Genomic DNA, 25,992 nt, shown 5'->3' on the forward strand with positions numbered 1-25,992 from the left:
AGCCTCAGACTGTAAGCAAAAGGGTTGGAAACCATTTCGATTTCCAACCCTTTTTTGATTTTTCAATTTTCAACTGGCTAGCTTCTTATGATTTAAGGTAGCGAAAATCAGCATCACCTGTATGGATGTCTATTTAAGGTGAAAAAAATAAAGCTCCGAAAATTTACAGTTCGTAAATTTCCGGAGCTTACTTTTATGTGGGAAGAGTTCATGAAACCCTTGAGGATTAGGTAGAACTAATTCTTCCCATTACCTTTTCCTTTATCTTTATCTTTACCTTTGTCTTTGTCATTACCCTTACCATTCTCTTTCTTTTCTACTGTAATAGTTTGCGTAGTTTCATGGCCTACTAAATCTACTACTTTTAAAACAAATTCATTATTACCTGGCTCTAAAGGTAGTTCTACGTCAATCGTTTCGCTATAGCCATTCATTGCATATGGTGACGAAACTGGTCGATAGAAGACTTCGCTATCATTTAGATATAGGCGAACTTCATCAAAGTTATCTCCAACCTTAACTTGGATGACAGGATTTTCTGCATCCGCATCTAATTTACCTTTTGGAAGAGATTTTTTAACTGCTTCTACAGTCGGTTTTTTACTATCTACAATAATTTTGCGAGTAATAGCCATTTTATTATCAAATTCGTCTATAGCTTCTACGTTCACACTTTGTACCCCGTCTTTAAAGGATAATGTATGAGAGAATGCTTTACCGTCAAATGAACTAGCTGGTACTCCATTGATCTTTAATGATTTAATCTTAGAATCGTCTTCCACTGTACCTTGAACTAACACTTCACCTGTTTGATAGTAACCGAAAAACTCAGGTGATTGGATGTAGATTACAGGTTCTTTTGTTTCTTTTTCTGGAGCCGGTTCCGTTTCAGGTGCTTCCTCTACAGTAATTTCTTCTACTGTTGAGTTACCAGCGATATCCCATACTTTAACGGTTACCTTATCTCCAGCTTTAGCCTGTTCTATTACATAGCTTTCAAGTGTTGCTGCTTCTGTAATTTCTTCATCATTCAAGTACACTTCAATACGATCAATTCCAACACCTTGATCGCTTGCATTAGCTACAGTAAGTGTTTTTGTTTCTAAGTCAAATGCAATTTCAGCTGTAGGAGCTTTTGTATCTAAGATAATAGGATACTCAATAGTTTGCCACTCAGCACCTGCATAATCGATAACTCCTCGTAGCTGAATCTTATATTGTCCATCTGCAGCAGGTTTACCGTTAATCATACCGTCCCAAGCATTAGCATTTGAGAATGTATATGCGTTAGTAGAAATATAGTGTTTTCTTAAATACTTTTCCGTGCGAATGGTACGTAATTTTTTCCCATTTGCATCTAACACATTAATTTGAAGATCCTTGACGTTACGCATTAGTGAATATACAGGAATGACTTTGTCTAAAGTTCCATCTCCGTTAGGGGAGAAAGCAAATTTAGTAGGATCAAATTCTTCATTTAAAGTGGACCCATTGATAAAGTTCCCTTTATCGTCAGCTAACCCTTGGAATCCCCAGTACGTTAAATCTTCCCATAGGAATTCATCAAAAATAGAAGCATCATCCCAAGATCCATTAAAACCAAAGAATGGAACAGTTAATGGCACATTTCCAGAAGTTTCTTCAGAAGGATCGACTAAACGCACGAATCCATCGATGAAGTAACCATTAGAGAAGTATTGCTTTAACCACTCAGAGTTAGAAGCGTCTACTGATACCTGAATAGTAGTTTCTCCATTTGCAGGAACTGTGACAGTCGTTGGTGCTGACACGTCAGCATCTGATTCTTCTAAAACATAAGAACCATAAGTTTCGTTATTTGGAATCGTTACGTAGTTAGCTCCAGCGTTCACTGGACGGTCTACTTGTAATTGTACATCCACATTATAAGTTTTTGCTTCATTGCTATAGTTCTTAGCTTTTAAAGAGAAGTTAAATTGATTTCCACTAATTTCTTTTAATGCTACTTTAGCTTCACCTGTTGCACTATTAGTAACTAAGACATCCGTTTCTAAAGCATTAGCAAGTTGCATAATCCCTGCTCCTTGGCGACGAGGTGATACATATTCGCCAGCTTTTAATTCAATTGGCTTTGCAGTATTCATCATAAGGTTTTTAGCAAACTGAACACGATCTGCGCCAGTCAAACCAAATTCTTCATTTACACGCTCTAATACTAATGCTGTACCACCAGCTACGTGTGGAGCTGCCATGGATGTACCACTCATTAATCCGTAATTATTATCGTTCAACGTAGAGAAGATATTTCCACCAGGAGCAGTAATCTCAGGTTTAAAATCTAAGTTAGGAGTTGGACCCCAAGAAGTAAATGAACTCATCTTACCTTTAGTAGGGTTTGGTGTATCAATATATTTACCATCAAATGAAACAGTTACTCTTTGGCCAGCATCAATTCCAGCTTTGATAGCTAGTCCGTCAGCTTGTAAGGCAGACATAAATGGAATACGAATCGCAGGGTCAGAAGCCATATTAATAGTTCCTGCTGCATTGTTATATACAATAACTCCAATCGCGCCAGCTTCTTGCGCATTTAAGCCCTTTTCGACAAATGAAATACTGCCACGAGAAACTAAAGCAAATTTACCCGCTACATCTTTACTAGCGAAATCCTCTGGTGTACCAAATCCAGCTTCAACAACCTCGTAGGAATCGCCAGGTAAATCAGCAGGCTCCTTATCATTTGCCAGTAAGAACATTGCTCGTCCAGCATCAGTTCCATCAAAAGCATATTGGAAGCTAGAAGCAGTTATTGAATCATTTTCATAGGAAGCTACTCCAAATGAATCTTCTGAAACAGAAGGGGAACCTGTTAAACCATAATCTTGGTTAGAAGCATATGGATACCAAGTGCCTGAGCCAAACATGTCAGAATTACCGGCAGAGATAGCTACAAGTAATCCATTATTTTGCGCGCGAGTTACTGCTTGCTGTTCTGGGCTTTCACTATTTACAAATCCTGCAGTTGAACCAAGGGACATGTTTAACGCGTCCGCACCAAGTTTAATTGCATCATCCATTGCCTTTACATAAACGTCTCCATACGTAGAAGGGAATAATGGGTCGTTACCAAATACCTTCAGTGCAAGAAGCTGCACTTCTGGGGCAACCCCCTTAATACCACCATTTTCTTCATCTCCGTTAGCACCTACTGTACCGGATACGTGCATTCCGTGCATGGAAGCATCAGGACCAATGTCTCGAATCTCTGTATTTTCATCCATATAGTTATAACCGAATGGAACCTTTGGAGTGAAAAATAAACCAGGTTCAATAGATCCATCATTTAATAACGCATTTACTTCTGCAGAAGTAATCTCTCCCGTATTTTCATCCGATAGGACCATATCACGGTGGTTAGGATCTATTCCTGTATCGATGACACCAACAACCATTCCTTCACCCTTAAAGGAATATTTCTCCCAAGCCAATTGGGCTTGTACAAGTTCCTTAGAATGTACCATTTGAGGTGTTATTTTTGGACGGTCATATTCTGTAGATTCATAGACTCTTTTGACGCCATCAATTAGGCCAATCCCTGCAACGTCTCTAGCATCTACTTCAGCAGAGAATCCATTAAATATTGCAGTAAACTCTTCTTTATATTGTATATTTTTTGAAACTCTTTTAACTTTGTCTTTTACATTACGTTGATCGGTTTCAATAGCAGATTCAACTGATTTTCTTTCAGATTTCGATAGGTTCTTGTATAAAACCCCTTTTTTGGTTGCTGTCTCAATGGCTGGAGCCTTTTCCAGTTCCACAATGATTCGCACCTTTTCGCTAGGATTCTCTGGAACTTGTAGCCTTTCTGGTACTCTTGGTGTTTTCTGCGCTTGAGTATTGGTGATAGATTTTTCTATCTGTTTTGCAGCTACAGGACTTGCTAATCCTAATGATGCAGAGCTAAACATTAGCGATGTTACCACTGCTAGAATAGTAGTTTTTTTCTTAATTCCCAATCCCTTTTCCTCCTCTGAATATGTTTAATATATCTACTAGAACTTACCATATATTCAGAACATTTAAAATAGAGTGAGAGAGTATAGACAAGACGAGTAAATTGAGTGTATGGAAGGAAAATAATCAATATGTCGCACTAATTTGTTTTTTTAGTAATTTCATAGTCTTGGATTTGGTTTATAAAGGTTTAGGTATTTATAATTGTTTTTGTAAAAAGAATCGTGATAAGTCTAAAGAAGTAGGATTCTTAAGAGTTTATTTCACGTATTGTTGAAAAAAATAAAAAAACCCCCTATTTTGTAAAAATAGTGCTAAATATATATGATTAGGTCTTTTGGTTCGGTTGTACTTGTGAAACTTGTCGAAAATGTTTAGTGATTGTCTAAAAGGATATACATAAATAAACGAAGAAGGAGTGGATAAATAATGGACAAAAAGAATGTAAATGACCATAACGTAAACGATAAGGATTCAGAAAAACAAGATATTCCTGGACGTATATTAGACAATCCTGATCTTCTAGACACTGAAAAGGAAAGTATCTTTGATAGAGATGAAGCGATGAAAAATGTAGATCCCATTCCTATGGAGGAATTAAATCAAAAAGTAAAAGATGAAAGTAACCATAGCAAGACTAAAAATACTTCCGCAACAGATAAACGATATCCAGGATAATTCTTACTAATGTTTAAGAAATCATTTTCTAGACAATGCTATTAATAGTAATAGCGATAAATTAGTAAGGAGGGACTTATTATGATTAGTAGTAAAGGTAAAGTATTAAGCAGCACTTTTTTATCAGCGGCTCTTCTTTTAGGGGCATGTGGAGACAAGGAGGAGGTTAGCGATCCGCCTACCACTGAAGCAGTAGAAAGCGAATTTGGTTTTACTTCTTTTGATTTAGATATTGATACTGCTGAACAGCGAGATGCAGTAGAAGCTTCCTTTGAAGTGGAAACAAACGGAGTGGAAGCAGAGTATGTAAATTCCTTAGATTCTCAAAAACTTCACGGAGATGAAGCTTACGAATTCTTAAAGCCAATCTTTACTGATTTAGCTTTAACAAACGATATGACTAAGGAAGAAGTAATAGAAAAAGTTAATACAGCATTTGGGATAAGTGACTATACTGAATTTGACCTTGAGATTCTTTACGAGGATGGTCAAGAAATTGAGTACAAAGATAATAAATAAATTTTATTTATGAATGTGAGAAAAGGTATCGGGAGATTAACTCCGATACCTTTTTTATTGGCTATGTTAAAGGTAGGGTTGATTATAATGCAAAGAAATCTTAGAACAGAGAGTAGAATTGATTTTTCGCCCCAACCGGACGCTTTCCTCGGGGTGAGCGATAAGCCATCACCCATCGCTAACGTGCGTGGTTGTGATGTCTTATCTGTCTCACTCATCCCGTAGGAGTCGCCGTCTGGCCGCTCCAATCAATAAATGGAACAGCTTTAGCATCTATAAAGCATTAAAAAAATTTACTCGCATAAACAAAGCTAAAAACTGTCACCAACCCCAATTTCACAATCTATTTATGTTCTTAATAGCCATTTTGAACGTTCCTTTGTTTATGTTTATAGTCACTATAAAAAAGAATTGTTAGTCAAAATCAACCAATAACTTTAACAAAGCTTTTTTATTTTAAAACAATGAATTAATTTTACCAGTGGAATGAGGCTAATCTTCAGAAGGTATCTGTAAAAGCGGAAATCAATATTATCTTGTTCTTTCTTGATTGAACGTGTGTAGAGAATTAGAAATAACGTGATTAATATAATATGTAAAATATTAAATTAATGTTAAAAAATAGAGGGGAAGGTTAGAAAGTTTGTAACGTGGGTATTCAATCAATAACACATTAAATAAAAACTAAAAAAATAGGAGGAATACCCATGAACTTAAATTCAAACAGAAAAATTGAAATTGCTCGGACTGAGGAAGATATGTATGAAAAATTAGAACATCTGCAAAAACAAGGATATGAAGAGAGTGATATTCATGTAATTTCATCAGAAAGTACTCACTTGAATGCGTTAAATCGCTATTCGGATGTAACCACTCACGAAGCTGGTACATTCATAGACAAATTTAAATCGTGGTTTACTGGAGAATCTGCAATTGTAGAGGGACTAAAAAAGCTAGACTTAACTGAAGAAGAAGCAGAACAATATGCAAAGGAAGTAGCTTCAGGAAGTATTGTATTATATACAGACACTGTGCCTGAAGGGGATTCCCTAGGAGCTAGCGCGAATGCTGAAGCTGCTGCAACCACAGGCTATACAGATACAGTCGGAACGGATGTAGTGCAAAGTCGTTTTACTGAAGGAGAAGAGCCAATCTCGGATTATGCTAAGGACAATGGCTTTACTCCTTCTACAAATAATATGGTGAACGAAACAGATGGTCGACTAGATGAGCCACAGGATAAATTCGTTAGAGGTGAAACCTTTGCTACAGACCCTTTGCTTGTAAGAGATGAGGATCATGTAGGACATACCATGCAAGAGGACAAGTTAGTACAGAACAAGCGCCCTACCATTGAGGAGAGTATAACTGTAGAAGAAAAATCTTATGGGTCACAGTCTCCAGGTTCAGATCCAAATTTAGGTCCAGCAGCTTTTGGAGACGATCAGACGGAATTGGACGAGGAAGAACGAAGAGTTAATCAACAGCAACAGGAAGAAAAACTAGAACGTCAAAAAAAGCTAGACGAGCATTCACCAGTCAATAGATTATATTAGACATAGAAACCCCCTCTATTTAGAGGGTTTTTCTATGTCTAAAGTTACTAGTATGAGATAATGGTAGCATACGAAAAATTAGAGGTGGTAAACATGGATTTTGTTGCAATAGATTTTGAAACTGCCAATAGTTTACGAACTAGTGCTTGTTCAGTTGGAATTGTAGTAGTAAGAAATGGTGAAATAATAGAAGAAGTTCAAACACTTATTAATCCACTTAGTGAGTTTAATTATTACAATACAAAAATTCATGGAATTACAGATTACATGGTTCAGGATGCACCAACATTTCAAGAATTTTGGCCACAGCTAAAACCTTATATAGATCAACAAACGATTATAGCCCATAATGCAAGTTTCGATATTGGTGTACTAAAAGAATCGGTTAATAGATGCTACGAAGAACAACCTCGATTCCAATATGCTTGTTCTTATAGAATTGCTAAAAAAATATGGCCGGATTTGTACAACCATAAACTATCCACAGTAGCCAACTATTTAAGTATCCAATTCAAACATCATGATGCATTGGAGGATGCAAGAGCTGCAGCATTAATAACAATCGAGGCAATGAAAAAAACAAGAACCAGCTCATTAAAAGAAATGTCTCTGTTACACAAGATCAAAGTTAATAGTTCCCTTGATACTAAGAAAGCTCCTTCAAGAGTAAAAAAGAGCAAGGAAGACATGGCCCTTCCTTTTATAGTTCCAGACAATATAGAGAAAAATACTCGTCATCCATTTTATGGTGCAAATATTGTCTTTACAGGAAAAATGGATTCTATGACAAGATCGAATGCAGCTAAATATGCTGCTGACCGTGGAGCTACCTGTAAAGGGACTGTAGACATAGATACAAATTTTTTAGTAGTTGGAGATCAAGCGCTCATGAAATATGTAGAGGGTGTAAAAAGCTCCAAAATGCAAAAAGCCGAGGACTTAATCCAAAAGGGGATTCCTTTAGAAATAGTTGGAGAACAGGATTTTTTAAGGTTAGTTAAACATTAAATATTATGATGAAAACAAAGGATGATTATAAAAGCCATCCTTTGTTTTTTTATACATACACTAATTATTCTTTAATCATTTGGAGAGAGGTTGGATTATTGTTTCCCCATAGGAAAATATTAATGTAAGAAGAGAAGCTATATATATCGAAACTATTGCAGGGACTTTATGTTATTTATACAAAATCAAGAGATAGAAGGTTTAAAATGATCGGTAAAAGTGTAAACGATAATAAAGTATAAATTTGAGGAGGGAAGAGAAACTAAGATAATATGGAAGGGGATTAAATATTATGGACAATTCGATATCTTACGGAGACGATTATAAGTATATTCCAACGACATCTGTTGGTAGTGGTATAGGTTTAGAGATTCTACCAGATGTCTTTTGTTACACCATTCAAATTGTAAACATTTGTTTAGTAGGGAAGCCAGGTACAGATGATTTCGTTTTAGTAGACGCTGGAATGCCTCAATCTGCTGATAAGATTATAGAGATAGTTGAAGAACGTTTTGGTGAGAATAAAAAACCAAGGGCGATCATCTTAACACATGGACATTTTGATCATGTAGGAGCCATTAAAGAGCTAGTTGAAAAGTGGAATGTCCCTGTGTATGCTCATCCACTGGAACTTCCTTTTTTAACGGGAGCGCAGGATTATCCAGATCCGGATACTTCCGTAGAAGGAGGAATGGTTTCCAAAATGTCTGGAATGTTTCCTGTTAAAGCAATAGACCTGGGAGATCATGTACACATCTTGCCAGAGGATGGCTCTGTTCCTTTTATGCCAGGTTTTAAGTGGTTTCATACTCCAGGCCATTCCCCAGGGCATATTTCGCTGTTTAGAAAAGAAGACGGAATATTGATTGCCGGTGATGCATTTGTTACGGTCAAACAAGAGTATTTATACAAGGTCTTTACACAAGAACAAGAAATAAGTGGACCACCTCGTTACCTGACAACAAATTGGGAGGATGCAGAATACTCCGTAAAACTTCTAGATTCCTTGAAGCCTGATATAGCAGTAACTGGTCACGGACTTCCAATGCATGGAGAAATACTTAAAAGCAATCTGCATTTATTAGTTAGTGAATTTAAACGAATTGCCAAACCAAGCCATGGGAAATTTGTAGACAATGAATAAACATAAAAGAATCCTATCACCTTTTACAGGGATAGGATTCTTTTGTGAATGGATATCATTTATACTTTTTGCTGTAACTATTTTCTTCCCATTTTTTCTGTTTGTACAGTTACTTTAATAGTTACGGATTTGTTACTATAAGTAGCTTTAATGGTAGTGCTTCCAGCAGATTTAGCCGTAATTACTCCCTCATTTACAGAAATGATATTTGTATCATAGCCACTATATTCTGCATCTGCAGTTACATCAATAGTAGAATTTTTCTTTCCTTTATTATTTATCATAGCAGTAAGCTTAAATGTTGATGATTTATTAACATCTATTTTAACATGCTTTTTATCCACTTTTAGGTTAAGGATATTAGGCAGAGATGGTGACTCTTGTTCCTTCAAGTCAACTTGAATAATAATTGGGTCGTGGTCAGAGGCACGTCCATGAATATCCATATAGTTAGCGTTGATATGAATCATATCCACTGCAGTTTTCTCTGCTAAATTATTTGTTATCAAAATATGGTCTAAGACTTGGTTGTTCCCTTGATAGTAATACGAGAATCGTTCACCTGCAGGAACTTTTTCTACCATATTAGTTAATATTCCGCCCTTTAAAGCTGCTAATGCAGGAGTGAACTCAAAGTCGTTCATATCTCCGGCCACTATAACCTTCAAGTTAGGGTCTTTTGCTTGTCCTGCTTTTACGAAATTATTAATCATAGTTGCAATCTCGATTCGCTCAGCCTCTGATCCTAACAAAGGTGGCTGGTTTTTCCCGAATAAAGGTTGATCTCCACCCTTAGAATTTAAGTGAGCACCAATTACAACTACTTTTTCACCTTGGAATTCAAATTGTGCAGCAAGTGGCTTACGGGTATTTTCCAAAGGTAAGTCTAAAATACGTCCAGGATTTAAAGTGAGATTTCCTCCCTCATCCCAAGCAACGGAATCAGTTGAACTTCCTTTTGTACCCTCAGAAAGTGTTACCCTTTCCGGGTTGTATAGATAGCCAACTCGAATATTTCCTCCAGGTTGTCCACCATCACGATTATATTCAGGTGCAATATCCGTCCATTCGTATGCAGGTCCGCCTTCCTCCACAATGGTAGCAATTAACCGCTCATAGCTTGCAGAAGCATCGGAATTCCCAGATTCAGTAGGACCGTCGTTATCTTGAACTTCTACTAATGTAATAATATCTGGAGATTTCATATTTTCAACAAATGATTGTGCAATTTTTACAACCTTCTCGTTTGGTGTGCTTTCGATGTTAGCGGAGAAATTCTCTATATTATAAGCAGCGACCGTCAGCTTTTCTTCGCTTGGAACGATCTCCGTTATCGTAATAGGCTTTTCAACACGAGTGATAGAAGGGAGTGATTCCTCATCAGTCCATAGCTTAAAGTTTCCAAAACCAAAGCCCATGACTCCGACAATCTCCTCTGTAAAATAATCACCAGATTTTGCATCATAGTTCTCATTATCGATTAATACTGTAATTCTTTCAGGGTTATAGTCATCAGCAGAAATATTAATACCACCTAGAGCATTAAATGTAGTATTAACCGAATTGCCAGCCACTACCACAATTTCACCATAGTCTTGAGGACCAACGACTTTTGCATTTGGTACAGCTATGCGCATTAACTCCACTGATTCCCAAAAATCTATTCCGTCCTCAAGAGGATCGAAGGAAGTCAGACCATCGTTATCAATAAGCTCTGTCGGAGGATGAATATCCTCTCCGATTACTAATGGTTCTGGTAGCTCTGCAGTTCCTGTTTTAAGTGTTTCAGTAGCTCTGATTCTAGTGATTGGTAGGTCGTTTGCTTTCATGTCAGAATAGCCATCGTAATACCATTCCTCTACTGTCCCGGCAACTGTTACTAAGTCGCCAACCTTTAAACCATTAGAGCTTTTATTAACAATAATTGCTTCAGATGTATGGTGGTTATCATCTGGGTTGATATCCTGAATAACAAAATTAGCTGAATTATACAAGTGTGTTACTACACCAGTAATATTTTGTACAGTTGCACCTTCATAATCAGAAAAGTGACCTTGTCCTTGGATATCACGGATAGAGAGATTATCTGTTTTTAAAACAGTATACGTAAACGTGAATATTTCTGAGGTATCGTCACCAATTGCAATTGCCTTAATGGTTGTATCTTTTGTTAAAGTAATAGGTTTAGTATATTTGGTACTTGAAATGGTTGGAGCAGAGCCATCTAGTGTGTAATAAATGCTGGCTGTCTCCCAAGGAGTCGTTAAAGTAACTTCTGTTCCTTCTGAGACGGTTCCAGGGTAGATATTTGGATACACGGCAGGCTTGTTTACTTGCTCAAAGCTTTCTAAACCAAGTGTTTTAACTTGGAAAGTAGTGTTAAAAATGGATCCAATACCAGATACATGAATTAAATCACCGTTTTTATATTGCTTAGTAAAGGTTTCATAATCAAGACCGTTGCGATTATCATTTCGAATAATGATGGATTCACCGTTTTCGTGTGTGGCAGTAAATTCAAAAGTTCCAAAATCATTAACCGCTGTTAGATTAGAAATAGTTACATTGTTTAGTAGTACTCTTTCACCTTGTGTCTGTTCATTGACTCCAGCAGGTGTTATTTCTTGAACAGACGGTAAAGGGTTACCAGAAGAGAGCTTTTTTATAGTAGTAGGCTGAATTTGCAGCTCTCCACTATAGGGGCTAACCTTTCCTTCTAATTCAACGATATCCCCTGGATCTACATCAGCAGAGCTAGTATATGCATAGAGACCACCTGTTTCATCTTGAATATAGAAAGCTTTACCTCCCCAATAGCCAAGACCAGTTGTCACGGTTCCAGTCACACGTATGACTTTGTTTTGGTCTGTAATAGCTCGCGCTTTTGCAATATTGTCTACTATTTCAACGTCAGTCGGTGGTGTCTCTCCCTCAGAGATTATAGTATAGGCACTTGCGCTTCTCATGCCAGGAACTGAGAAATAGGCAGCCAAAGTTCCTGTTACCGTAACTTCACTTTGGAACAAGTTTGGATTGTCTACTAAATTTAGTCCAGAACGTACAGTACCGGTCGGAAGCTGTACTGGGAGAATATTAGCTGGATTAGTCTCATCTGGAGAATCGGCTAAGCCGACATTGGTTGCTACAGTAAAAGGTGCTTCTTGGTCGTAAGATGTGCCAGACGATGCGGTACCTACTATATATCCTTGTACGGTTGCTGTTCCGGTATTGTTGCTAATTGCGTCTGCCACTGAAATAGGTTCAGCTGCTTCGAATTTGGATACAGAGAGAAAAGGAATAACCATGGAAACAATTAACAGTAGCGAAAGGAATATCTTGCTAACTGCACTTTTATCGCTAACTCTTTTAATCATACATTCACTCCTAGGAAATATTTTAAGTTCAAAAGGAGTATAGCAGAGGATTATTGCAAAATAATTTAATTTCTATAAATTTTTTGTTTTTTTATTAAAAACAGGATAGAAGTAGTGAGTGAGGAAAAACAAGAGGGAGAAAAGAATTATTATTAAGTGGTAATAAAGAATCTATAGAACTCACATGGAATAAATAAATAGTATTGTACTATATTAATCTATATTGAATTTTAATAGTTGTAATCGTCAGAATTTATTGTATAATTTAAATTAGTTAAATAACTAGGCAGAGACGATGAGATGAAAGCCTAAATGTAAGCCTTTTTGAAAAGGCTTACATTTGGCGTTCATCTTTATTTTTTGCCATTAACACAAATAAAGGGGGATTCAAGGTGAAGAAAATGACAGGGCTAGTTGCAAGTATGTTGCTTGCAGGGAGTATTTTAACCGGTTGTGCAGGGGACGAATCAAGTGAAGGAGGAAGTGGAGGGGGACGAATAACTCTTTATTCTCCTGAAACACCTGATTTTACTAAAGAATTAGCAGCTAAATATGAAGAAGTGCACGGTGATAAAGTTGATGTTCAATACGCTGGCACAAACGTTCTTGTGAATCAAATGCTAGCAGAAAAAGATAATCCAAAAGCTGATGTATGGTATGGCGGAGGAGGAATACTACCTTTTGAAGCAGCTGTAGAGCGTGGTATTTTGGCAGAGTATATTCCAGATTTTGCAGCAGATTGGGACATAGTTGAAGATGGTATTAAGATGAAGCATGAAGATGGAAAGTATGTTGGAATCGAAATTTTCGTTCTAGGATTTTCATATAATACGGAGTTAGTAACTGAGGAAGAAGCGCCAAAAACGTGGGAAGATCTGTTAGATCCTAAGTGGGAAGGAAAAATTCAATTTCCTAATCCAGCAGCTTCTGGGACTGCAACATTAATGGTTATGGATCAAATGATGAGAAAGGGTGAGGATGAGGCGTGGAAGTACTTTGAGCAATTAGTTAAGCAATCTAACTCCATGCCAGACTCTGGTTCCGCTCCAACTAAGGGAGTAGCGATGGGAGAAGCTCATATTGGTATTGGCTTTGACTTTATGGCATATGAACAAAAAAGTAAGGGAGAAAGTGTAGACTTCATTGTTCCTGATCAGACACCAGTTCTTGTAAACCCAGCTTCCTTAATAGAAGGAGGTCCAAATGCTGAAGGTGGTAAGAAATTTATTGACTTCTTATTATCAGAGGATGCTCAGCAAATTATGGCAGACTGGTATCATATACCAATTAATCCAAACGTAGAATCTAAAACACCATTGAACTTAGAAAAAGTTAAAGAGGTAGCGGTAGATTTAGATATAGATTGGGTTAACGAAAACTACGACAGAGTGAGAAACGAATGGAAAGATAAATTTCAATAAATAAGGGTGAATATAAATGGGATCAGTAAAAATTAGTAACATCACGAAAAAATTTGGGGACGTTACTGCACTTCATGATATTAACCTTGAAATCAAGGAGGGCGAGTTTTTCGCTCTTCTTGGTCCTTCGGGATGTGGTAAAACGACCACTATGAGATGTATTGCCGGTTTTGAAAGCCCTACTTCAGGAAAAATTTACATAGGGGACAATGAAGTAGAGAACATTCCTGCAAATAAGCGTAATTGTGGCATGGTTTTTCAAAGCTATGCATTATTTCCTCATATGAATGTATTTGACAATGTTGCCTACAGTTTAAATATTAAAGAGCTAAACTCTAGTAATCCTGTTAAACAGTTCGGGATTTACGCACGGTTATTGAATAAAAGATTAGGAAAGACACCAAAAGCAATACATGAGAAAGTGATGAAAATTCTACAATACGTTGAATTAGATAAATATGCGAATCGTCTAACTAGCGAGCTTTCCGGAGGGCAACAGCAAAGGGTTGCCCTGGCTAGGGCGTTGGTGATGGAGCCAGCCGTGTTGTTGATGGATGAGCCACTTTCAAATCTTGATCAAAAGCTACGCCACTCGATGAGGAATACGATTAGATCCATTCAACAGGATTTAGGAATCACAACTATTTTTGTTACACACGACCAAGAAGAGGCGATGAGTATGGCCGATCGAATTGCAGTGATGGACAAAGGGGAAATCGTGCAAATTGGAACACCAACAGATTTATATAGTAATCCGTCTACACCTTTTATAGCTGACTTTGTTGGTACTTCCAATATATTAAAGGGGAAAGTTATAGGAGAAGAAAATGGCTTGCTTATTGTTAGTGGAGATGGTTTTCAATTGAAATCCTCTAATAAGTCTACTAAGGATGAAGTAGATATTATTATACGTCCGGAACACGTAATGGTAGAGCCTGTTGATAGTGTGGTAGATTCTTCAACAACGAATGTTGTAGTTGGAAAGGTGCTTATGTCAACTTATTTAGGATCGATAGTTCGCTATGATGTTAAGGTTGGAGAATATCAATTAATCGTGGATACAACTTACTCTACAGGAGCTAATATATTCGAAGAAGGAAGAGAAGTGAAGCTAACAGTAGAGTTTGAAAGGGTGCTATTGATATGAAGAAATCATTAAAAAACTTCAGTGGCTTGTCAGTAGTAAAAATATTTATATACGTATTTTTTGGCCTTTTCATGCTACTACCGTTATTTTCAGTGTTTCTTGTAAGCTTCACTGGACAGCCAATTAATATTTTGGGTTCTATAACAGATCCTACAATTTTTAGTTCAACTATCGAAAAGTTAAAAGGATCTTCGTTAGAGAACTATAAAAAGATTTTTACAAACTCTGGGTATTTAGATGCCTTGAAAAATAGTTTATATTTAGGTTTTTTAGTAACTGTTATTGTCATTACACTTTGCATTCCTATGGCTTATGGGATCGCACGAACTAAAATGCCCTTTAAAAAGACAATTTCGGCATTATGTACAATACCGCTTATAGTACCTACTTTTATCTCTGCTTATGCTTTTATTATAATGTTTGGCCGAGCAGGCTGGATAACTGAAATATATAACCTATTAGGTGGGGAAGGGATGCTAATTGATCCCTATTCCATGACAGGCGTAGTCATGGTACAAGTGTTTTTCTTTTTCCCTTACGCATTATGGCCATTAGTGGCTGCATTTAAAATAAGCGACATTAGTTTAGAAGAGGCCTCGCAAAACTTAGGGGCGAAGAATTGGTTCACATTTGTCTTTGTCACTTTCCCATTAGCGCTTCCAGGTATTATATCGAGTGCATTATTAATTTTTACGGTGAGTTTTTCGGATTTTGGAACCCCGATTGTACTAGCTCCGAAAGAATTAAACCTGTTGGTAGTGGAGGCTTATCGTGAAATAGCCGGCTTCTTTAACTGGGGTGGTGCGGCCATTTTAACAGTAGTCATGGTCATTGTTGCAGCATTCTTTTTCTGGCTTCAACACTTATTTACGAAAAGTAGAAATTATGGTTCTGTTTCTGGTAAGCCAAAAAAACAAAAATTAATAGAAAACAAATTATTAACAAGAATATTATCAGGATACTCTTTTTTAGTAGTTTTAATCCCTCTTTTAGCTATGCTATCAGTAGCCTTACAATCTGTTGCTACTACGTGGGGGAAAGATTTACTTCCTAACGGTTATACCCTTAATCACTATAAAACTATTTTTTCAACCTCTATGGGGAATATACAAAACAGTATAATGCTAGCGACCGGAGCGCTAGTGTTAAGTGTAATCATAGCAACTTTTGTTTCTTATTTTGTAGTAAGACAAAATTCATCTAAGTTAGATTTCATGGCTTCGATACCTCTAGTGGTCCCTGGAATTGCATTTGGTATAGCTTTGATTCAAACATTTAACACCGCTCCATTACAGTTAACTGGTACTGCTGTGCTACTAATTATTGCGTATACAATCCGAAGACTGCCGTATATGGTTAGGTCTACTATGGGAGCGATGAGAGCAATCAAGCAGGACATTGAGGAGGCAGCTATCAATCTTGGAGCAACTCCTTTAACTGCTGCAATAACTATAGTCGGACCGCTTATGCTCCCTGGAATAGCAGCTGGATCCGTTTTAGTATTTATAACCGTAATTAAAGAGGCGAGCGTATCTATACTACTGGCCCCTCCTGAATGGGCACCAATGAGCTTAGCTATATTCCAAAATATTCTCCGTGCTGAATATTACTCAGCTGCTGCGATGTCGATTGTTCTTATTGTACTTGTACTTCTATTACAAGGAGTAGCTAATTTCTTATCAAGAAAACAACAGTTATAGTTTATTGGAGTGAAAAATGTGAATGGATATATTTTTGATTTAGACGGAACTATCTACATTGATAATGAGATAATCCCTGGAGTTCCGGAAGCTATTAAAAGCTTGAAGGCAAGAGGGGACAAAGTAGTATTTCTTACAAACAAATCTATCGCAAGTAGAAAAGATTATGTAGTAAAGTTAAAAGCTTTAGATATTGAAGTGAGATTAGAGGAAGTTATTAACTCGAATTATATTACTGCTCTGTATTTAAAAAAGGTTATGAAACCAGAAGACTCGGTATATGTAATAGGAGAAGCACCTCTATTTGAAGAACTTAGGGAAGGGAACATCAAGTTAGCGGATTTCTCCGCTAAAGCTTCCCATGTCGTGTTAGGATGGGATCGGGAGTTTAATTATGACAAGTTAAACCAGGCATATCAAGCGTGGAGAAATGGAGCAGAAATTATAGCTACGAATCCTGATCGAACTTGTCCTGTTATGGGAGGGGAAATACCAGACTGCGGGGCAATGATCGGCGCTCTAGAAGGAGCAACAGGAGAGCCGGTCAAAATCGTCACAGGAAAACCGTCTGCTCTTATGGCAGATTATGTACTAAATAACGTTTTGCAGATGGAAGCTTGCAATTGTTTTATGATTGGTGATCGATTAGAAACTGATATAAAAATGGGTAATGATGCCGAGATGAAATCTGTTTTAGTTATGACAGGAATTACAACACCAACCATGTTAGAAAATCCTGTCCATAAACCTAAATATATTCTAGAGAGTGTAAGAGATATACTCTCTTTATAAATTAAAATTCCACATCTCCGGTACTCCGGCAGAAATTGCTAAAGCTCCATTTTCTAAGGCTTGATGTACCTCTGAAATGTTGTCTATAAGGCCACCAGCTATTATAGGGAAAGTAAGACTTGATGAAAGCTGGTCAATTACCTTTGGCATAATTCCAGGCATTACTTCCACAGCATCTGGACGACAGGAATTAACCATTTCAATCCCTTTAGTAACAGCATTACGATCAAGCAAAAATATACGTTGGATTGTCATTAGTCCTACTTCTTTAGCTAACTTTACTACATGACTCTTTGTAGTAATAATGCCAGTCGGTTTCCATTGATCTGCTACGAAGGTTAAGGCTGTTTTTGAACTAGAAATGCCGTCTATGAAATCTAAGTGGATGAAAACGTATTTGTTTGCCTGTTTAATTTTACTTATGTGTTCGCCTGTTGTCATCAGATTTCCAGTAAGAAGAAAGATAATATTCGCCTTACTGGTAATTGCTTGCTTTAAATCCTGCTCATTAGTAACAGCAGCGATTATTTGGGACTCTACCATGTCTACTAAACTCATAAATGCTCACCTTTTCATCTTTTGGTTATTTTGATTATATCATATTTAAATTTTTCTAAATAATATAAATTTGGTCAGAGAATTCAGAGAAGACCATTACAATACTTGCCTAGGGCAAGTTTATTGTAATGGTCTTTTTAACGTGAAGGAGATAAAAATGAAAAAATTTTCATATGAAGAAAGAAACGTACTATTATCAACCCTTGAGGGAACTACATATGATGTCCTAGTTATTGGCGGGGGCATTACAGGAACTGGAGTAGCTTTAGATTGTGTTACGAGGGGTTTAAAGGTATTAGTAGTAGAGATGCAGGATTTTGCTGCAGGAACTTCCAGTAGGTCAACCAAGTTAGTCCATGGCGGTCTTCGATACCTAAAACAATTAGAAGTAAAAATGGTTGCTGATGTTGGTAAGGAAAGAGAAATTGTTTATTTAAATGCCCCTCATGTTACTCATCCAGAGTGGATGCTATTACCTATCTATAAAAAAGGGACATTTGGAAAGTATTCGACTTCTGTCGGATTATTAGTATATGACTTTTTAGCAGGAGTTAAAAGACATGAAAGAAGAAAAATGTTAACTAGGAATGAGACTATTCAAAAAGAACCCTTACTTAAGCAAGAAAGTTTATTAGGTGGAGGGTATTATGTCGAATATAGAACTGATGATGCGAGGCTTACGATAGAAGTTGCAAAAAAGGCATTTGAAAAAGGAGCAGATCTACTTAATTATGTAAAAGCAGAGAAGCTGATTTATACGGATGATGGAAAGATTCGTGGAATAACTGTGATAGATCAATTTTCAGAAACTAAAATAAATATTTTCGGGAGAAAAATAGTTAATGCATCAGGACCTTGGGTTGAAAAAGTAATTAGTTTAGATAAAAAAATAGCAGGTAAAAGTTTGTTGCATACAAAGGGAATTCATATTGTAATAGATCAGCAAAGATTTCCATTGAGACAGGCTGTTTACTTCGATACTCCAGATGGAAGAATGGTATTCGCTATTCCTAGAGATGGTAAAACGTATGTAGGGACAACAGACACTATATTTGAAGGAGATCTAGTTAATCCTCGCATAGAAAATAGTGATCAAGATTATTTAATTCAAAGTATTCATTTTATGTTCCCTGATATAAAAGTAACGATAGATGACATTGAGTCTAGCTGGGCAGGAGTTAGACCGTTGATTCGAGAGGAAGGAAAGGGACCTTCTGAAATTTCAAGGAAGGATGAAATTTGGACATCCGAAACTGGTCTTATAACGATTGCAGGTGGAAAGTTGACTGGATACCGAAAAATGGCCGAGACTATTACTGATATATTATGTAAGGATTTAAAGAATGAAGGTATTATTGTTGGCCATTCTATAACCAAAAATTTAAAACTATCTGGCGGAGAATTTGATAATCTAACGGACTATGCTAGTTATACAGCAAAGAAAGCAAAAGACTTAGTAGATCTTGGCTTAACCAATAAAGAGGCAACTAAGCTGGCTGCAATGTATGGTACTAACACGGATGAAATTTTACGACTAGCAGACAAGGTTTTGAAAGAAACAAATTTACCATTGGTTATTAAACTAACTCTTCAATATGCTATTGAGCATGAGATGGCTATGACTCCAGTAGATTATTTATTAAGAAGGACAGGAAGCATCTTATTTAACATTTCTTCTGTACAAAAATGGAAGCTAGAGATTATTGAATATATGGCTTTAATATTCAATTGGGATGAAAAAACAAAAGAGTATATGTGGGCTGATTTGGAGTTGAAACTACATCAAGCAACCAACTATAGTAAGTAAAAAACGACTATTAAAAACATAAATAGATTAAGTAATTTGGTTGAAGTCCTTTTTCCGACTTTGTTTATGTGATTTTTTTTATATAAATAGAGCTTTATCGACGAATGAAAGCGTCCGGCTGGCGCGGAAATCAAATCTACTTTTTAATTTATGAATTTATATTTATTTCACTCATCCACCATAGCTAAAAAAAGAACTGAAAATTACAGTTCCTTACTTGGAGTCACTTATTTCTAATTATTCAGACACCACAACAGGCTTTAATTTAACTAGAATCAAGTCAGTGTCTAAACCTTCTCGTTCGTGCTCATCTACTACCCAGTTGATAGAAAGAAGCTGTCTTAAAGTACTTAATTGTTGTGGGTTAAGCTCTAATAATTCAAACGTATTATCGACAATTTTATAATCCTGTTCCTCTAGTTTGTTGAATTTCATTTTAAGTAAGTTCTTTAATCCATTAAAAGTGATAAATTTAACGGAGTAGCCATTTTCCAAGAGCTCAATAAATTGTTGTTTATCTTGGCTGTAAATATTAAGTAATGCTTCATATTCGGTAGAAAAAGTCTCCTCCCAGGAACGACCATCCAAACTGCTAAGTAACTCCTGATTGGACACGCCATTACTTCGTAAAGATTCTAGTAAAACTGCTTCCATCATTGATAGTTTTATATTTTTCATATTGTCACTCCCTAATGTGTTTATCTATTCCATTAAGTATATCAAAACAAATGAACAAACAAACCCCAGATTGATTTATACAATTTGGGGTTTATTAGTTATTTATTTAACTTCCATACTGCAAAGTTTAATCCTAAGGCAAAGGTTACCCAGCCGATGTACGGTACCATTAATGCGCCGGCAGTAGTATCTTTCTTTTGAAATTCATATGCTGTCATGGCTATGGCACCTAACAAAATGGTCATTTCAATAAGCGCTGTTCCTCTAAGACCCCAACGGAAAAACAAGAAAGACCATAAGAAATTTAAACCTAACTGTAAGTCATAGAGAGGAATTGCAGGTGATTCCTTATCCCCTTGTTGAACTTTTTGATCAGCACGATATTTGGCTAGTCCCATCATTGCATAAAGGGATGTCCAAACAATAGGGAAGACAGGAGCGGGGGGAGCGAAGGAAGGCTGCTTAAGCTTTTTGTATTTTTTTTGTGCATTACGATTGGCTAACCAGCCCGTAATAGAACCTCCTATAACAGGTACTAGAATGCTAATAGCTAATTTTTTCTTATCTAACTCACCATTTACTTTTAATACTTCCATTTGATTACCTCCTAAATAGTCTTATGTAAAAATTATTCCCTAATTACATTGGAATACGCTTACATTTTGAAAATATTAGAGTTAATGGAATTATTAGAATATGATATGATAGGAGAATAATTAGGGGGAGACATAGCTCATGACAAGATTAAAAATCTTACATACGAATGATATACATAGTCAATTTGATAACTATAAAAAGATAGTTTCTTTAATTCGAGAGCATCGAGATGAAAATACAATTGTATTAGATGGAGGAGATTTTGCTGATTTTAAAAGCATCGAGCTACAGGGGACTAGGGGGATAGCGGCCCTTGAGCTGCTAGAGGCTGGTGGTTATGATGCAATTACAATCGGTAACAATGAAATGTTTAACGGAGTCGATACACTAGAGCATATGGCAAGCAATAGCTCAGTGCCTTTTATAAGTAACAATCTAGTGAAAAAAGATGGCACAACTATTAACGGAGTACATAAAAGCATTATTTTAGAAAAGAATGGTCTTCGTCTTCTTATTACTGGTTCTTCACCAGACATGAGTGTTTTTAATGATGGTCTTGGCATTCATATGCACGATTATACGAATGCTATCCGGGAAGAGATTCAAAGAAACAAAGGGAAATATGACGTGTGTATTCTGCTAAGCCACGTGGGCACATTTGCAGATGAACCGTTAGCCAATGAAATAAAGGAAATTGATATTATTATATCAGCTCATGACCATAAACTATTCACAGAAGCGAAGTTAATTAATAATACGATTATGAATAGTGCTGGGAACTATGGGGAGTACCTAGGAATAGTTGAAATAGAAGTGACAAGCGGAAAGGTTAACCTAATCCACTCCCAGACTATATCAACTAAAGAAATACAAGAGGATCCTCAGGTTATTTCAGTTTTAAAAGTAAATAAAAAAAAGGCGGTTAACGTATTAAGTCAACCGCTATATACCTTAGGGAATCCTCTTTGGCACGATGTAGTGGAGGAGAATCCTATTAGTAATCTGATTGCTGATGGATTGAAGGATATGCTAAAGGCAGACATTGGACTTATTAACAGTGGTATTTGTAATGCAGGTATCTTCCATGAGATGTCTAGAAAAAAACTAATAGAAATTTGTCCTTCTCCCTTGAATCCTACGCTTTTTGAGATTCAAGGAAAGCATATTCAGGAAGCACTGCAATCATCCTTAGATGCCCAGGTTTGCTTGGCCGAAGGTCGAGGTCCAGGTTTTAGGGGGAGATTTGTGGGCAGATTACACGTGTCTGGACTAAAAATTGAGCACGATGGCAAGCATATTAAAACTATCTATTTAAATGAGATTCCAATTGAAGATGAAAAATGGTATTTAGTTGCAAGCTCCGACTATTTGCAAAGGGGATCAGGTTATCCTAGTCTGGCCATTAATCGAAACGAAACCTATTGGGCAGAAGAGATTAAGGATATCATACAAATATATGGAGAAAAACCTGAGTTCATAAAATCTGCTTATCAAAATAGGTGGATGGAAGTAGCTAAAATAAGGGGATAAAATATGAAGCAAATGAAAATACGACAACGTGGTGTGACAATCGGAAAGCTACCAGTGGGCCCAAAAAATTGTATTACAGATGTAGAGGGTGTCCAAGTGGGCCATGTAACGCTAGATTACCAACTTCAAGAAGGTGAGCATGCTTGTACAGGAGTCACTGCGATACTTCCACATGGAGATAACCTATTTCATCAAAAAGTTGTCGGAGCTAGCTATATATTAAATGGCTTTGGCAAAACAACTGGTCTAGTGCAGGTGGATGAGTTAGGGGTAATTGAGGCTCCTATTATGCTAACCAATACATTTGGCGTCCCAGCGGTCACTCAAGGTACTTTGGCGTATATGCTAAAAGAAAATCCTGATATCGGAGTGTCTACTGGGACAATTAATATTGTGGTCGGAGAGTGTAACGATGGTAGGCTAAATTCTATACGTGAACTTCCCGTGGAACCTAAGCATGCAATAGACGCAATCCAAAATGCTACTTCAGAGGCTTCTATAGAAGGAGCAGTTGGAGCTGGCAAAGGAATGATTTGTTTCGGTCACAAAGGTGGGATAGGATCATCCTCCAGAATAGTGTATGATACCTCCAGCGATATCGCCTATACCATTGGGTGCATGGTGCTAAGTAACTTTGGAAAGAAAGAAGAATTCCAGGCAGAACGGTATAAAGCAAAGGATGATAGTTCCGTACCGTCGTATCCTACACCTGCAGATGGCTCCATAATAATAGTTTTAGCAACGGATGTACCTCTTGGAAATAGTCAGCTCAAGCGAGTTGCCAAGCGTTGTGGTATTGGCTTAGGAAGGACAGGGAGTCACTTTAGCAATGGAAGTGGCGATATTGTTATTGCATTTTCAACTGCTCATAAAATTCCACATGTCTCTGAGAACAGCGTGGAGCCAAGGAGTGTCCTAAGGGATGATCATGCTGTCATGAATGATCTGTTCCAAGCTGCAGCAGAAGTGACTGAGGAGGCGATTGTAAACTCCTTATCTCAAGCTGTTACTACAACAGGACGTCTTGGTGAGACAGTGTACGCCTATCCCTTTGAATAAAAGAAAAAGCAAAAGGAATCGAGGTAAATGGCTCGGTTCCTTTTGCTCTTTAACATGTAAACAGTCTGGGTTATTTAAACTCTAGTTTTACTTTGCCTTCTTCTAGAGCAAGCTTTGCATCAAACTTTTGACCATTTTCAGCTTCAAACCCCTTGATAGTGTTTGTTATTCCTTTTGTACAAAGCAGCTTGATTTGACTAGGCGTAATTTTTTTCTTTAAGAAAAATCCATTAAATGTTTGAGTGCACCCATTTTTATAATTTGTACAGCCGTAAAAATTTTTACGTGCTACAATGGATCCTTGTCCACATTTAGGGCATGGAGCAATCGGTTCCTGCTTAAACTTTGCATATTTCGAACTTGGTTCTCTAGGAGGAAGCTTGATCGTAATGTTTTTGGTTTTAAGTTGGGTAGGTGTTTCATTAATCAGGCTATAGATAAACTTGGCTATGCTACCAAGAAAACGATCTTGAGAGCCTTCCCCATTTCCTATTTTCCGTAGATAGTTTTCCCATTTAGCAGTCATAGAAGGGCTGGAGAGAAGGTTTCCTTCAATAGCCTGACAAAGAACACGCCCTTTATCAGTAATAGAAACTATATTTTTCGTTACCTTTATATAGTTATGTCTTTTTAAGGTTTCAATAATCCCACTTCGAGTAGCTTCGGTTCCTAAACCTTCTACTTCCTTTAAAATCTCCGTTTCATCTTTATCTTCTATTAGCTTACCGCAGGTTTTCATCATTGCGATTAATTGACCCTCTGTATATGGTTTTGGAGGAGTTGTCTTGCCTTCTTTAATTTCAATCTTACTTGCTACTGATTCCTGCTCCGTTAAAGGAGGAAGCGTTAGTTCTTCTTTTTCCTTTTCATTAGATGATTGAATAAAAAGAGCTTTCCAGCCTTTGTCGACCTCAGTTTTGCCGGTTGTAAAGAATAGCAATCCGTTTACCTCAGTGGTAACCTTTGTTTCTGTATAAAGATAGTCCGTATGAAACATCCCGAGCGTCGTACGAATAATTTCCTCGTAAAGATTTCTCTCTATCGGTGACAGTCTGGCAAGTACAGATTGAGATGGAATCTTTTTAGTTGGGATAATAGCATAATGCTCCTGTACCTTTGAGCTATCCACATAACGTTTTTTCGGAGAGCGAGAGGCTATTGGGAACGGTTTATTGATTAGTTTTTGGTACTCCTCCACTTGTCCGACGATATAAGCAAACTCATTTGGAGTAATGTGACGAGAATCAGTTCTAGGATAAGTGACTAACTTTTTTTCATATAGTCCCTGCATCGTTTTTAACACATCTGCTGGACTGATTTTCCACAATCTATTAGCTGTAGCCTGTAATGTCGATAATGAATGTAGCTGTGGCGGTGGAATTCTCTTGTCCTGTTTTACTACAGAGGTAATCACACCTGGCGAATTAGGCTGAATATCATGCTTAGCTAAAAGCGCTCGAATAATTTCCCTTTTAGGCTCTTTTGCTTTTGCTTTTCCCTTATAGCTTCCATGCTCTGCAGTAAATAAAGCTTCTATTTCATAAAAGGGCTCTGAAACAAAGTTCTCGATCTCCATATGACGCTGATAAATCAAATATAGCGTCGGGGATTGGACGCGTCCTATGGGAAATACGTCTTGTATGCCTTGTTCTTTTAATAAAAGGGAGTATAGGCGAGAAGCATTCATACCAACAAGCCAATCACTGATTTGTCTAGCTTTTGCCTCTTCATACATGAGTAAGTCCTTTTGATTGTTCTGCAGGTTAGTAAAGCCTTTACGAACTTCATCTACTTCTAGTGAGTTAATCCATAAACGTTTAATCGTTTTTCCTTTGGCACCTGTTTGGTTATAAATACTATAAAAGATGTTAGAGCCTTCGCGGTCAACATCGCATGCATTAATGACTGTGTCGGTAGATTTGATGAGTTTTTTCACTATCGTAAATTGCTTTGCTTTACCTTTAGCTACTTGAAATTCATAGCGGTCAGGTAATATCGGAAGGCTAGCGAGTGACCATCTATTCCACTTAGGATCGTATGCTTTAGGTTCCTTCAATTCTACTAGATGTCCAATTCCCCAAGTAATAAAAGCTCCTTCGGGAAAGATAGGTGAGGGGAGAATTTCTATATAGCCTTCATGGCGTTTTACTGAAAAAGCGTCTGCATATGCCTTCGCTTGACTTGGCTTCTCAGCGAGTATGACTGGTTTCACAATTTCACCTCTTCAAGATTCATATATTTATTGTGCATTAAATTGGAGCAAAATACAAAGGACTAACGTAGCTTAAATTTTCAGCTATAAGTCTGGCTATTTTCAGTTTGAAGAAAGATTAATTGGCGTTGTTGATATTCTTTAACATTAACCTAATGAATTTTGTTATAATTATGACAATTAATATGGAGCTAGGATTGACTACTCACTTGAGGG

At 37.0% G+C, this 25,992-nt stretch carries 18 protein-coding genes; 12 read left to right on the top strand and 6 right to left on the bottom strand.

The window, feature by feature from the left end; all coding sequences use genetic code 11:
• Positions 1-236 precede the first annotated feature (236 nt).
• Positions 237-3,998, bottom strand: a complete 3,762-nt coding sequence (locus tag NSQ95_RS02185) for a S8 family serine peptidase (protein WP_340886900.1) — start codon at positions 3,996-3,998, stop codon at positions 237-239.
• Positions 3,999-4,425: 427 nt separating this feature from the next.
• On the opposite strand from NSQ95_RS02185, the gene NSQ95_RS02190 reads away from it, so the two are divergent.
• From NSQ95_RS02190 to NSQ95_RS02210, 5 genes are all read left to right on the top strand, one after another.
• Positions 4,426-4,674, top strand: a complete 249-nt coding sequence (locus NSQ95_RS02190) for a hypothetical protein (protein ID WP_340886902.1) — start codon at positions 4,426-4,428, stop codon at positions 4,672-4,674.
• Positions 4,675-4,755: 81 nt separating this feature from the next.
• The gene (locus NSQ95_RS02195) at positions 4,756-5,193 is read left to right on the top strand and encodes a YusW family protein (RefSeq protein ID WP_340886905.1); all 438 of its coding nucleotides are present in this window, start codon (positions 4,756-4,758) and stop codon (positions 5,191-5,193) included.
• Positions 5,194-5,900: 707 nt separating this feature from the next.
• Positions 5,901-6,749 (top strand): general stress protein, encoded by an 849-nt coding sequence (locus tag NSQ95_RS02200; RefSeq protein WP_340886909.1) that lies wholly within the window; start codon positions 5,901-5,903, stop codon positions 6,747-6,749.
• A gap of 93 nt (positions 6,750-6,842) precedes the next feature.
• Positions 6,843-7,757, top strand: coding sequence for an exonuclease domain-containing protein (locus NSQ95_RS02205; RefSeq protein WP_340886910.1), 915 nt, complete (start codon positions 6,843-6,845; stop codon positions 7,755-7,757).
• 292 nt (positions 7,758-8,049) lie between these two features.
• Positions 8,050-8,901, top strand: a complete 852-nt coding sequence (locus NSQ95_RS02210; protein WP_340886913.1) for an MBL fold metallo-hydrolase — start codon at positions 8,050-8,052, stop codon at positions 8,899-8,901.
• A gap of 77 nt (positions 8,902-8,978) precedes the next feature.
• On the opposite strand, the gene NSQ95_RS02215 is transcribed toward NSQ95_RS02210, so the two are convergent.
• Positions 8,979-12,275 carry a DUF6359 domain-containing protein gene (locus NSQ95_RS02215; RefSeq protein ID WP_342560171.1) on the bottom strand — a complete coding sequence of 1,099 codons (3,297 nt, stop codon included), beginning with the start codon at positions 12,273-12,275 and terminating at the stop codon, positions 8,979-8,981.
• A gap of 401 nt (positions 12,276-12,676) precedes the next feature.
• Between NSQ95_RS02215 and NSQ95_RS02220 the strand changes: the two genes are divergently transcribed.
• The 4 genes from NSQ95_RS02220 to NSQ95_RS02235 are packed head-to-tail and all read left to right on the top strand — an operon-like array spanning position 12,677 to position 17,335.
• Entirely contained in the window at positions 12,677-13,696 is a 1,020-nt protein-coding gene (locus NSQ95_RS02220) for an extracellular solute-binding protein (protein WP_340886990.1), read from the top strand.
• Positions 13,697-13,712: 16 nt separating this feature from the next.
• Positions 13,713-14,843 (top strand): ABC transporter ATP-binding protein, encoded by a 1,131-nt coding sequence (locus NSQ95_RS02225; protein WP_340886917.1) that lies wholly within the window; start codon positions 13,713-13,715, stop codon positions 14,841-14,843.
• Positions 14,840-16,543 (top strand): iron ABC transporter permease, encoded by a 1,704-nt coding sequence (locus NSQ95_RS02230; RefSeq protein ID WP_340886919.1) that lies wholly within the window; start codon positions 14,840-14,842, stop codon positions 16,541-16,543. Before NSQ95_RS02225 ends, NSQ95_RS02230 begins: the two co-directional genes overlap by 4 nt.
• 18 nt (positions 16,544-16,561) lie before the next feature.
• The gene (locus tag NSQ95_RS02235; RefSeq protein WP_340886922.1) at positions 16,562-17,335 is read left to right on the top strand and encodes an HAD-IIA family hydrolase; all 774 of its coding nucleotides are present in this window, start codon (positions 16,562-16,564) and stop codon (positions 17,333-17,335) included.
• On the opposite strand, the gene NSQ95_RS02240 is transcribed toward NSQ95_RS02235, so the two are convergent.
• Positions 17,330-17,893 carry a glycerol-3-phosphate responsive antiterminator gene (locus NSQ95_RS02240; protein ID WP_340886925.1) on the bottom strand — a complete coding sequence of 188 codons (564 nt, stop codon included), beginning with the start codon at positions 17,891-17,893 and terminating at the stop codon, positions 17,330-17,332. The two genes, NSQ95_RS02235 and NSQ95_RS02240, sit on opposite strands and share 6 nt — an antisense overlap.
• Before the next feature lie 157 nt (positions 17,894-18,050).
• On the opposite strand from NSQ95_RS02240, the gene NSQ95_RS02245 reads away from it, so the two are divergent.
• Positions 18,051-19,700, top strand: coding sequence for an FAD-dependent oxidoreductase (locus tag NSQ95_RS02245; protein ID WP_340886926.1), 1,650 nt, complete (start codon positions 18,051-18,053; stop codon positions 19,698-19,700).
• Between the two features lie 237 nt (positions 19,701-19,937).
• Here NSQ95_RS02245 and NSQ95_RS02250 read toward each other — a convergent pair whose 3' ends face one another.
• Complete coding sequence (locus tag NSQ95_RS02250) at positions 19,938-20,378, bottom strand: hypothetical protein (RefSeq protein WP_340886930.1); 441 nt, start codon at positions 20,376-20,378, stop codon at positions 19,938-19,940.
• Between the two features lie 98 nt (positions 20,379-20,476).
• Positions 20,477-20,974, bottom strand: a complete 498-nt coding sequence (locus NSQ95_RS02255; protein ID WP_251553554.1) for a TspO/MBR family protein — start codon at positions 20,972-20,974, stop codon at positions 20,477-20,479.
• 139 nt (positions 20,975-21,113) lie between these two features.
• On the opposite strand from NSQ95_RS02255, the gene NSQ95_RS02260 reads away from it, so the two are divergent.
• Both NSQ95_RS02260 and NSQ95_RS02265 read left to right on the top strand, forming a co-directional pair.
• Positions 21,114-22,505 (top strand): 5'-nucleotidase C-terminal domain-containing protein, encoded by a 1,392-nt coding sequence (locus NSQ95_RS02260; RefSeq protein WP_340886934.1) that lies wholly within the window; start codon positions 21,114-21,116, stop codon positions 22,503-22,505.
• A gap of 12 nt (positions 22,506-22,517) precedes the next feature.
• Complete coding sequence (locus tag NSQ95_RS02265) at positions 22,518-23,564, top strand: P1 family peptidase (protein WP_340886993.1); 1,047 nt, start codon at positions 22,518-22,520, stop codon at positions 23,562-23,564.
• Positions 23,565-23,634: 70 nt separating this feature from the next.
• On the opposite strand, the gene NSQ95_RS02270 is transcribed toward NSQ95_RS02265, so the two are convergent.
• A complete protein-coding gene (locus NSQ95_RS02270) occupies positions 23,635-25,776 on the bottom strand; it encodes a DNA topoisomerase 3 (RefSeq protein WP_340886936.1) in 2,142 nt (713 codons plus the stop codon).
• Between the last annotated feature and the right edge of the window lie 216 nt (positions 25,777-25,992).

The sequence above is a fragment of the Psychrobacillus sp. FSL W7-1457 genome (assembly GCF_038593405.1).
In the GTDB taxonomy this organism is placed as follows: Bacteria; Bacillota; Bacilli; order Bacillales_A; family Planococcaceae; genus Psychrobacillus.